10 protein-coding genes are annotated in these 10,802 nt (G+C 72.3%); 4 read left to right on the forward strand and 6 right to left on the reverse strand.

Annotated elements, in window-relative coordinates; translation table 11 throughout:
• On the forward strand, window positions 1-603 hold a 603-nt coding region (locus J1C73_RS19755), incomplete at its 5' end, for a PH domain-containing protein (RefSeq protein ID WP_207317577.1).
• 22 nt (window positions 604-625) lie between these two features.
• Here the strand turns inward: J1C73_RS19755 and J1C73_RS19760 are convergent.
• Window positions 626-1,609 carry a helix-turn-helix domain-containing protein gene (locus tag J1C73_RS19760; protein WP_207317578.1) on the reverse strand — a complete coding sequence of 328 codons (984 nt, stop codon included), beginning with the start codon at window positions 1,607-1,609 and terminating at the stop codon, window positions 626-628.
• A 151-nt stretch (window positions 1,610-1,760) separates the two neighbouring features.
• Here J1C73_RS19760 and J1C73_RS19765 point away from each other — a divergent pair, with 151 nt between their 5' ends.
• Entirely contained in the window at window positions 1,761-3,173 is a 1,413-nt protein-coding gene (locus J1C73_RS19765; protein ID WP_207317579.1) for an aminopeptidase P family protein, read from the forward strand.
• Between the two features lie 217 nt (window positions 3,174-3,390).
• Here the strand turns inward: J1C73_RS19765 and J1C73_RS19770 are convergent, their stop codons facing one another.
• The 3 genes from J1C73_RS19770 to J1C73_RS19780 all read right to left on the reverse strand — a co-directional run bounded on the left by J1C73_RS19770 (window position 3,391) and on the right by J1C73_RS19780 (window position 6,503).
• On the reverse strand, window positions 3,391-5,031 hold the full coding sequence (locus tag J1C73_RS19770) for a phospho-sugar mutase (RefSeq protein ID WP_207317583.1): 1,641 nt from the start codon (window positions 5,029-5,031) through the stop codon (window positions 3,391-3,393).
• Between the two features lie 74 nt (window positions 5,032-5,105).
• Window positions 5,106-5,930, reverse strand: a complete 825-nt coding sequence (locus J1C73_RS19775; protein ID WP_207317580.1) for a purine-nucleoside phosphorylase — start codon at window positions 5,928-5,930, stop codon at window positions 5,106-5,108.
• Between the two features lie 135 nt (window positions 5,931-6,065).
• Complete coding sequence (locus J1C73_RS19780; protein WP_123461247.1) at window positions 6,066-6,503, reverse strand: gamma-glutamylcyclotransferase family protein; 438 nt, start codon at window positions 6,501-6,503, stop codon at window positions 6,066-6,068.
• A 251-nt stretch (window positions 6,504-6,754) separates the two neighbouring features.
• Between J1C73_RS19780 and J1C73_RS19785 the strand changes: the two genes are divergently transcribed.
• Both J1C73_RS19785 and J1C73_RS19790 read left to right on the forward strand, forming a co-directional pair.
• Window positions 6,755-8,194 (forward strand): NAD(P)H-quinone dehydrogenase, encoded by a 1,440-nt coding sequence (locus tag J1C73_RS19785; protein ID WP_123461248.1) that lies wholly within the window; start codon window positions 6,755-6,757, stop codon window positions 8,192-8,194.
• 187 nt (window positions 8,195-8,381) lie between these two features.
• Window positions 8,382-9,347 carry a DeoR/GlpR family DNA-binding transcription regulator gene (locus J1C73_RS19790; RefSeq protein WP_123461249.1) on the forward strand — a complete coding sequence of 322 codons (966 nt, stop codon included), beginning with the start codon at window positions 8,382-8,384 and terminating at the stop codon, window positions 9,345-9,347.
• A gap of 61 nt (window positions 9,348-9,408) precedes the next feature.
• Here the strand turns inward: J1C73_RS19790 and J1C73_RS19795 are convergent, their stop codons facing one another.
• Both J1C73_RS19795 and J1C73_RS19800 read right to left on the reverse strand, forming a co-directional pair.
• Window positions 9,409-9,996, reverse strand: coding sequence for a TetR/AcrR family transcriptional regulator (locus J1C73_RS19795; protein ID WP_207317581.1), 588 nt, complete (start codon window positions 9,994-9,996; stop codon window positions 9,409-9,411).
• 153 nt (window positions 9,997-10,149) lie between these two features.
• Window positions 10,150-10,802, reverse strand: a 653-nt coding sequence (locus tag J1C73_RS19800; protein WP_207317582.1) for a biotin/lipoyl-containing protein, incomplete at its 5' end; no start/stop codon positions are given.

A 10,802-nucleotide genomic window follows, 5' to 3' on the forward strand; every position in this document is an offset into this window, starting at 1 on the left:
GCCGACCGGACCTTCCGGTCGCCCGCCGGGCTGGTCGGGGGCGCCCTGCTGCTCCTGCTCATCCTCTGGATCGGCCTGGACGCCGCGATCCGGGGTGAGGGCCGGGTGCCGTGGCTGGCGCTGGCCGGACTGCTGACCGCGGTCCCGCTGGTGGTCGCCTTCACCCTGCGCCCGGCGGTGTTCGCCAACGACCGGCGCATCCGGATCCGCAACCCGTTCCGCACGATCACGCTGCCCTGGACCGGTGTCGCGGACGTGCGGGCGAGCTACTCCAGCGAGCTGTTCACGCAGGAGGGCACGAAGTACCAGCTCTGGGCGGTGCCGGTCTCGCTGCGGCAGCGCAAGAAGGCCGCCCGCCGGCAGTCCCGCCAGTCGATGGACGACCCGTACGGCAAGACGTCGGTGACCGCCGACGTGCGCGCCACCAAGGCCCTGACCGCGGGCGCCGACCAGGCCGTGGTCGACCTGCGGGAGCTGGCCGAACAGGCGGGCGAGACGCCCGTGGCGGGGGACGCCGTCCTGTCGGTGCGCTGGGCGTACGAGGTGATCGCGCCGGCCGTGGTGGGCGCGGTGCTGCTGGTGGTGCTGGGCGCGACCGGCTGAGAGCGGCCCGCCGCGGCGCCGCTCACAGCCAGCCGCTGCGCTGCGCCTGCAGGGCCATCTGGAAGCGGTTCGCGGCGCCCAGCCGGGCCATCAGGATCTGGATGCGGCGAAACAGCGTGCGGCGGCTGATGCCCATCTCGCGAGTGATGGCGTCGTCGCTCGCGCCGCCCGCCAGGAGCCACAGCAGACGGCGGTCGGCGGGCGGCAGACCGCCCGGCCGGGCGGTGCGGCCGTGGAACGGCAGGGCGTTCTGCCAGGACTGCTCGAACAGGGCGATCAGCGCGGACAGCAGCCCGCACGGCTGCACGACCAGCATGGTGTTGTGCACGTCGGCCTCTTTGATCGACAGCGACACGAGCGCGTACGCGTCGTCGATGATCACGAGCTTGACCGGCACGGACGGCAGCACCCTGGCCTGCTCGCCGGCGTTGACGCACGGTTCGATGACGTCCTTCAGATGGCCCGGATGCTCCAGCGACTCCCGTGAGTACACGACGCGCTGCGTCACACCGCGGGCGAGCGTGGCCAGCGCGTCGTCCGTGGCGCCGGGCAGCGGGAAGTACGGCGGCGACTCGAACTGCCGGATCTGATCGCGGGCGCTCGCCCAGGCCTGGCGAATCCGGGGGCCGACGGCTTCGCCGGTGACGACCTCGACGAGATGGTCGTTGTACGCCGCGAGCCGCTGGCGCCGGAACGACTCGAACGCGCCCCCCACGGCGATGCGTGACTCCTCGACCTCACTCGCCCGGTGCCGGGCCAGGATCTCCAGGCCCGCGGTCGGCGGCACCGGGGCCACCACGTCCTCGCCCTCCCCGGCGGTGCTGGCCAGACCGGCGTCGACCAGCGCGCCGTACGCCGCGTCGAGTTCCGCTCCGCCCAGACCGGCCGCCCGGCCGATCGCGCCCAGCGGCGCGGGAGCCAGATCGAGCAGCGCCAGATAGACCTGGCCCGCCGCGTGATCGAGCCCCAGAAGCCGCAGGGCCTCGCCGAGTTTCGCGTTCGTCATGCCCCTCATTATCCAACGGCTCCCGTCCGGACCCTGGCCGATTCGTGCCAGTGGCACTCCTTGGCACCGGGCGCGCGCGGTGCGCGATAGCGTCCGTGCGGCTCCGCCGGCCCTCGCCGCGGAGGAAACCCGGCCAGAAGAAGGTGCAGACATGGCGAAAGGCCGAAGGAATGGTCTCTACTCAGGGATCTCCGAGGAACTGTCCGCATTGATGCGGACGGGCTGGGCGGACACCGAGCGGCACGACCTCCAGCTCGGCGAGCAGGCCCCGTTCGCGGCCGGCCGCCGCGCCGCGCTCTCCGCGCGCTTCCCCGGCGAGCGCCTCGTGATTCCCTCGGGGAACCTCAAGGTCCGTTCGAACGACGACGGCTACGCGTTCCGCCCCTACACGGGCTATGTGCACATGACCGGCGACCGGGCCCGGGACGGCGCTCTCGTCCTCGAACCCCGTGCGGACGGCGGCCACGACGCCTACTGCTTCCAGCTGCCGCGGGACAGCCGGGACAACGACGAGTTCTGGACCGGTCCCACGGCGGAGCTGTGGATGGGCCGGCGCCGCTCGCTCGCCGAGTCGGAGCTCGTGCTCGGTCTGCCCTGCCGCGACGTCCGCACGGCGGCCGACGGCCTGGCCGCCGGTTCGGACGCGCCGACCCGGATCGTCCGCGGTATCGACCCGTCCCTGGAGGACGCCGTCACCACCGAGGAGGACCGTGACGCCGAACTGGAGGAGGCGCTCAGCGATCTCCGCCTCGTCAAGGACGACTGGGAGATCACCGAGCTCCGCAAGGCCGTCGACTCCACCGTGCGCGGATTCACCGATGTGATCGGTGAACTCTCCCGCGCGGTCGCCTCGTCCGAGCGGTGGATCGAGGGCACGTTCTTCCGCCGCGCCCGCCTTGAGGGCAACGCCGTCGGCTACGGCTCGATCTGCGCGGCGGGCGAGCACGCCACGATCATGCACTGGACGGACAACGACGGCCCGGTGCGCCCCGGCGACCTGCTCCTGCTCGACGCCGGCGTGGAGACCCACACCCTCTACACCGCCGACGTCACCCGCACCCTCCCGATCAACGGCACCTTCACACCCTTGCAGCGCAAGGTCTACGACGCGGTGTACGAGGCCCAGGAGGCGGGCATGGCCGCCGTGAAGCCGGGCGCCGCGTACCGCGACTTCCACGAGGCGTCCCAGCGTCACCTCGCGGACCGGCTGGTCGAGTGGGGCTTCATCGAGGGCCCGGCCGACCGCGCGTACGAGCTCGGCCTCCAGCGCCGCTTCACCATGGCGGGCACCGGGCACATGCTCGGCCTGGACGTCCACGACTGCGCGCAGGCCCGGAACGAGGAGTACGTCGACGGCGTGCTGGAGCCGGGCATGGTGCTCACCGTCGAGCCCGGTCTGTACTTCCAGCCGGACGACCTCACCGTGCCCGAGGAGTGGCGCGGCATCGGCGTCCGGATCGAGGACGACCTGGTCGTCACCGAAGACGGCCACGAGAACCTGTCGGCGGGTCTGCCCCGGTCGGCGGACGAGGTCGAGGCGTGGATGGCCCGGTTCGCCGGCTGAGTGCGCCGCACCAGGGGCTCCGTTCCGGACCGCTGGGTTTCGGCGCACTGACGGGGAGGGCACCCGCCCGGAGCGGAGGGTGCCCTCCCCGTCGGTCCGCCGGTCAGGGGGCCGGCGGGGCCTGCTCGGTACGTCAGTAGCGCGGGCACCCTCGGCGGGTCGAGGCGTCGAGGCCGTCGCGGAGGGGGACCTCGATCAGGATGTTCCTCCCTCTGCCTCAGATCCCGGCCGCGGCGGCCAGGTCCCGCTTGATGCCGGTGAGCAGCTCCGCGCCCCTCGCGCGGGCCGCGGGCAGCTCGTCGGCCGAGGCGACGGGCACCACGACCTCCAGGTAGCACTTGAGCTTCGGCTCGGTGCCGCTCGGGCGGACGATCACCCGGGCGCCCTGAAGGTGGTAGCGGAGCCCGTCGGTGGGCGGCAGCAGTCCGGTGCCGTGCGACAGGTCCTCGGCCGAGGTGACGGCGAGGCCGGCGAGTGCGGTCGGCGGCTGCTCGCGCAGACGGCGCATGGCGTCCGCGATGACGGACAGGTCCTCGACCCGGACCGAGAGCTGGTCGGTGGCGTGCAGTCCGTGCTCGACCGCGAGGTCGTCCAGCAGATCGGGCAGTGTGCGGCCCTGCTCCTTGAGCACGGAGGCGAGTTCGGCGACGAGGAGGGCGGCCGTGATGCCGTCCTTGTCGCGGACGCCGTCCGGGTCGACGCAGTAGCCGAGTGCCTCCTCGTAGCCATACCGCAGACCGTCCACCCGGGCGATCCACTTGAAGCCGGTCAGCGTCTCCTCGTAGCCCAGCCCCGCCTTCTCGGCGATCCGGCCCAGGAGGGACGACGACACGATCGACTCGGCGAGGACGCCGGTGACACCGCGGCGCACGAGGTGCGCGGCGAGCAGCGCGCCGACCTCGTCGCCGCGCAGCATCCGCCATCCGCCGTCGGCGGCCCGGTCCGGGACGGCGACGGCGCACCGGTCGGCGTCCGGGTCGTTGGCGATGACGATGTCGGGGTCCGAGCGGCGTGCGGTGGCGAAGGCGAGATCCATCGCGCCGGGCTCTTCCGGGTTGGGGAAGGCGACGGTGGGGAACGCGGGGTCCGGCTCGGCCTGTTCGGCGACCAGGACCGGGGCGGGGAAGCCGGCCCGGTCGAAGGCTGCGGTGAGCACGGAGGTGCCGACGCCGTGCAGGGCCGTGTAGACGACGCGGGCGGTCCGCGGCGATCCGGCGTCGAGCACGGTGTCCGTACGCGCCAGATAGGCGTCCAGCACCTCGTCGCCGAGGGTCTGCCAGCCGTTGCCGGGGCGGGGCACGGTGTCCAGCGGGCCGACCGCGGCGATCGCCGCGGCGATCTCGCCGTCCGCCGGGGGGACGATCTGCGAGCCGTCGCCGAGGTAGACCTTGTAGCCGTTGTCGCGCGGCGGATTGTGGCTCGCGGTCACCTCGACGCCCGCGACGGCGCCCAGGTGCCTTATGGCGTAAGCGAGTACGGGGGTGGGGAGCGGGCGGGGGAGCACCGCCGCCCGCAGCCCGGCGCCGGTCATCACGGCCGCGGTGTCGCGGGCGAAGTCGGTGGACTTGTAGCGCGCGTCGTAGCCGATGACGACGAGGCCGCCGGCCTGTCCCTGGTCCTTCAGGTACGCGGCGAGTCCGGCGGCGGCGCGGATGACGACGGCGCGGTTCATCCGCATCGGACCGGCGCCCAGCTCACCGCGCAGGCCCGCGGTGCCGAACTGGAGGGTGCCCGCGAAGCGGACGGCGAGCTCGTCGAGGTCCTCGGTCTCGATGAGCTTGGCCAGCTCGTCGCGGGTCTCGGGATCGGGGTCCTCGGCGAGCCACGTCCTGGCCCGGGTGATGAGGTCCTGCTGCAGCACGGTGGTCCGCCTTTCCGGGGTGAAGCTGTCGTGTGTGGTGGGGCTCCGCCCCGGAAACGGGTGGGGCCGGGTCAGATACGGTCCAGCAGGCGGGCCAGCAGCGAGCCCATCCGGGTCGCGGAGTCGCGGCCCGCCTGGAGCACCTCTTCGTGGTTCAGCGGCTCCCCGCTCAGCCCGGCGGCCAGATTCGTCACCAGCGAGATGCCCAGCACCTCGGCCCCGGCCTCCCGGGCCGCGATGGCCTCCAGCACGGTGGACATGCCGACCAGGTCGCCGCCCATCACCCGGACCATGTTGATCTCGGCCGGCGTCTCGTAGTGCGGGCCGGGGAACTGCACGTACACGCCCTCTTCGAGGGTCTCGTCGACCTCCTTGCACAGCGCCCGCAGCCGCGGCGAGTACAGGTCGGTCAGGTCGACGAAGTTGGCGCCGATGATCGGCGACGCCGCCGTGAGGTTGATGTGGTCGCTGATCAGGACCGGCTGCCCGGGGCGCATGCCCTCGCGCAGCCCTCCGCAGCCGTTCGTCAGCACGACGGTCCCGCAGCCCGCCGAGACAGCGGTACGCACCCCGTGCGCCACGGCGGCGACGCCGCGGCCCTCGTAGAAGTGCGTGCGGCCGAGGAAGACCAGGGCGCGCTTCTCGCCGATCCGGTACGAGCGGATCGTGCCGCCGTGGCCCTGGACGGCGGGGGCCGGGAACCCGGGCAGGGCGGTCACCGGGAACTCGGCCTCCGGAATGCCGAGCGCATCGCCCGCGGGTGCCCAGCCGGAGCCCATCACGAGTGCGACGTCGTGGGTCTCGGCTCCGGTCAGCTCGCGCAGGCGGGCGGCGGCGTCGGCGGCGGCGGCGCGCGGGTCGCCCTGGATGTGGTCCGGAATAACTGATGCGTTCACGCGGATGAGCGTAACCGCTGATTCCCTACGCGCGTAGATGTTCCCGTACAGAGTCTGGGGGTATTCGTTCGTGTGTTCGCACAGCGCTGGGGCGGTGATCCCGCGGAAAGGGCAGTTCGCGGGCGCTGTCCGGGCTCAGCAGGGGCGCTTGCGGAGCTCCATCGCATAGTCGTGCGGGGCGCCCGCCGAATCGGCTGCGTCCGCGATCTCGCCGAGGTAGCGGGCGGAGGGCAGCCCGCCCTCGTAACCGTTCAGCACGTACATCCAGGCCGGCTCCTCGCCGTCCAGGGTGTGCACCCGGACCCGCATCCGCCGGTAGATGTCGAGGCCGACACCCTCCCAGCGGTCCATGGAGTCCTCGTCCATCGGAGCCAGGTCGTACAGGGCGACGAAGACCTGGGAGCGCGGCGCCTCGACCACCGTGGCCAGCGCGCCCTCCCAGCCCATCTGCTCCCCGCCGAACGTCAGCCGCCAGCCGTTCAGCCAGCCGGTTCCGCGCAGCGGCGAGTGCGGTGCGCGGCGCGTCATCAGCCGCGCGTCGAGGTTGCCGGCGTATGCGGCGTAGAGCGACATGGGGTCGAGGGTACGGGAGGTGGCCGCGGGGAGGTCGATTCCGGGGAGGAAGACGCCCGCTCGGGGTGTCCGCCGCCCGCGGCGCGGCCCCCTTTTCCAGGGGCCCGGTGCACGTATGGAGGGCCCCGGGGCGAAGCACCTTGGCGCGTGCGGGACAATGAGGTACGTACTGCATTCCCCCGGGGCGGCCCCCCGGACCCCGGCCGGGACAGCAGACGGCCGTGGGACGAGAAACGCGAGGCGGACTTTTCGTGACCCGGATCGTGATCATCGGCGGCGGACCCGGCGGGTACGAGGCGGCATTGGTGGGCGCCCAGCTCGGCGCGGAGGTGACCGTCGTCGACTGCGACGGCCTCGGCGGCGCGTCCGTGCTCACCGACTGCGTGCCCTCGAAGACCCTGATCGCGACGGCGGAGGTGATGACCACCTTCGACTCCTCGTACGAGGAGCTGGGCATCATCGTCGCGGACGACACGCCGCACATGGAACAGGCGGCGCGCGTGGTCGGCGTCGATCTGGGCAAGGTCAACCGACGGGTGAAGCGCCTGGCGCTCGCCCAGTCCCACGACATCACCGCCTCCGTCACCCGTGCGGGTGCGCGGGTGATGCGCGGACGCGGCCGGCTGGAGGGACTCCAGGCCGCCGACGGCTCCCGCCAGGTCGTGGTGACCGCGGCCGACGGCACGGAGGAGACCCTCTCCGCCGACGCCGTGCTGATCGCGACCGGCGGTCACCCCCGGGAGATCCCGGACGCGCTCCCCGACGGCGAGCGGATCCTGAACTGGACCCAGGTCTACGACCTGGACGAGCTCCCCGAGGAGCTCATCGTGGTCGGCTCGGGCGTCACGGGTGCGGAGTTCGCCGGCGCCTACCAGGCCCTCGGCTCCCGCGTCACGCTCGTCTCGTCCCGGGACCGGGTGCTGCCGGGCGAGGACCCGGACGCGGCCGCCGTCCTGGAGGACGTCTTCCGGCGCCGCGGCATGAACGTGATGGCCCGCTCCCGCGCCCAGTCCGCCAAGCGCGTCGGTGACCGCGTCGAGGTCACCCTCGCCGACGGCCGGGTCATCTCCGGCTCGCACTGCCTGATGGCGGTCGGCGCGATCCCGAACAGCGCGGGCATGGGCCTGGAGGAGGCCGGGGTCAAGCTCAAGGACTCGGGCCACATCTGGACCGACAAGGTCTCCCGCACCAGCGCGCCGGGTGTCTACGCGGCCGGTGACGTCACCGGGATCTTCGCGCTCGCCTCGGTCGCCGCGATGCAGGGCCGGATCGCGATGTACCACTTCCTCGGTGACGCGGTGACGCCGCTGAACCTGAAGACGGTCTCCTCGAACGTCTTCACCGACCCGGAGATCGCCACGGTCGGCTACAGCCAGTCCGATGTCGACGGGGGCAAGATCGACGCCCGGGTCGTCAAGCTGCCGCTGCTGCGCAACCCGCGCGCCAAGATGCAGGGCATCCGGGACGGTTTCGTCAAGATATTCTGCCGGCCCGGTACCGGCATCGTGGTCGGCGGCTGTGTCGTCGCACCGCGGGCGAGTGAGCTGATCCACCCCATCTCGATCGCGGTCGACAACAATCTGACGGTGGAACAGATCGCAAACGCCTTCACTGTGTATCCGTCCCTGTCGGGATCGATCGCCGAAGTGGCCCGTCAGTTGCACACCCGTAAGCAGGCGGGCGAAGCCTAGAACGCCTCCGGGAACCCGGCATTCCCCGGCAACTCCCGGCGACTCGGGCCGTCCGACGACCGCTCGCGATCAGGAGAGAACAACAACGGGGCCGCCTATACCACTCGGCGGCCCCTTGTATGTACAACTTCTGCTATTCGGCGCAAACTGCTGAAAACTCTCGGGCGGTCGCGTTACTGTCAGTTTCGTGTTCGCTGCAGAACGTCGTCAATTGATCCTCGAAATGGTGCGTGCCAACGGGGCGGTATCGCTCCGTGAGCTCGCCCGCGTCGTCCAGACCTCCGAAGTGACCGTACGGCGGGACGTGCGGGCACTGGAGGCAGAAGGACTCCTCGACCGCCGGCACGGCGGTGCGGTTTTGCCGGGCGGTTTTACGCGGGAGTCCGGTTTTCCGCAGAAATCCCATCTCGCCACCGCGGAGAAGACGGCCATCGCCGATCTGGCCGCCGGTCTCGTCGAAGAGGGCGAGGCCATTGTGGTCGGCGCCGGTACGACCACGCAGGAGCTGGCCCGCCGGCTCGCGAGGGTCCCCGGCCTGACCGTGGTCACCAATTCGCTGCTGGTCGCCCAGGCGTTGGCCCATGCCAACCGGGTGGAAGTGGTGATGACCGGGGGCACCCTGCGCGGTTCCAACTACGCCCTGGTGGGCAGTGGGGCCGAGCAGTCGCTCCAGGGGCTGCGGGTCTCGCGCGCGTTCCTGTCCGGGAGCGGCCTCACCGCCGAGCGCGGGCTCTCCACGTCCAACATGCTCTCCGCGAGCGTGGACCGGGCGCTGGTGCAGGCGGCGGGGGAGGTGGTGGTCCTCGCGGACCACACCAAGCTCGGCTCCGACACCATGTTCCAGACGGTGCCGACCGACCTCATCACCCGCCTCGTGACGGACGAACCGGCCGCGCACGACGACCGTGCCGCGGCGGAGCTGCAGGCCCTGGCGGACCAGGGAGTGCAGATCGCCGTGGCCGGCGCCTCAGGCGCTCAGTCCTCGGCCGACCCCGCGCCGCCCGGCCGGACCAACCGCCGTGAGATGCCCCTGCCGGGGCAGCGTCGGACGCACGGGGGCGGGCCGCAGTCGTTACGGGCCTCGGCGGTGCTGGCGGAGCAGAGCCAGGGAGACCGGGACCGGGCCCGGGTGGCGGACCTGCGGCGGCGGTAACAGTCCGGCCCCGCCGGCGTCCGAGGCGCGGGGTCCGGGGCGCAGCCGCCGGGGGCGGGCGTCAGCCCGACGCCCGCAGCCCCTGCACCGTCAGCGTCAGCAAGCGCCCCGCCAGCCCCGGATCGTCCGGCGACTGCTCCGCGGCCAGCGCGATCGCGTTCGTGAGCTGCATCAGGTCGTCGATGGAGACATCCGGCCGCACCGCCCCGCCCGCCTGCGCGCGGGCCAGCAGTACCGAACCCGCCTCGCGCAGCGGCACATTGCACCGGGACAGCGCCGAAGTCTCGTCCCGGCACGTCGACATGAGTGCCTGGGCCAGGCCGCGGTACTCACCCGCATGAGTGATGATCGCGCCCAGCCATTCCACCAGCCCGTCGCACGGCCGCTCCGTCCCGGCCAGCTCGCGGGAGCGGGCGATCAGGTCGGCCACCGCCTCCTGGAAGACGGCGCTCATCAGCGCGTGCCGGGTCGGGAAGTGCCGGTACAGCGTGCCGATCCCCACCCCCGCGCACCGCGCGACATCCTCCAGGGACGCCGTCGTGCCGTGCTCCGCGAAGGCGGTACGGGCCTCGGCCAGCAGCCGGTCGTGATTGCGGCGCGCGTCGGCGCGCATGGGCCTGGCCGGTGTCGCTGCCGTGCTCATCGCCATCGCGCAGTCCTCCCTGATTCCGCCGCGGGGGTCCAGGATGCCATCGCGCGTCCGGCGGAGTGTTCCGCAGGCGGCGTCCCGGCGGCCCATGACCGGCGCCCCTGCCACGTCGTACGACATGACAGGGGCGCCGGTGGAACGCAGGAGCGAGGGTCAGTCCTTGATCTCGCAGATGACGGCACCGGACGAGACCGAGCTGCCGACCTCGGCGGCGAGGCCCTTGACCGTGCCGGCGCGGTGCGCGTTGAGCGGCTGCTCCATCTTCATGGCCTCAAGGACGACGATCAGGTCGCCCTCCTTGACCTCCTGGCCCTCTTCCACGGCGATCTTCACGATCGTGCCCTGCATCGGGGAGGCGAGGGTGTCGCCGGAGGCCGCGGAGCCGGACTTCTTCGCCGCGCGGCGCTTGGGCCTGGCACCCGCCGCGAGACCGGTGCGGGCCAGGCTCATGCCGAGCGACGAGGGCAGCGAGACCTCGAGGCGCTTGCCGCCGACCTCGACGACCACGGTCTCGCGGCCGGACTCCTCGTCCGCCTCCGCGTCGGCGGGAGCGGCGAACGCCGGGATCTCGTTGACGAACTCCGTCTCGATCCAGCGGGTGTGAATCCGGAACGGGGCGGAGGTGAACGCCGGGTCGGCGACGACCGCGCGGTGGAAGGGGATGGCGGTGGCCATGCCCTCGACGTTGAACTCGGCCAGCGCACGGGCCGCGCGCTGGAGCGCCTGCTCACGCGTCGCGCCGGTCACGATCAGCTTCGCCAGCAGCGAGTCCCAGGCGGGGCCGATGACCGAGCCGGACTCGACGC

The sequence above is a fragment of the Streptomyces laculatispora genome, assembly GCF_017353455.1.
In the GTDB taxonomy this organism is placed as follows: domain Bacteria; phylum Actinomycetota; class Actinomycetes; order Streptomycetales; family Streptomycetaceae; genus Streptomyces; species Streptomyces laculatispora.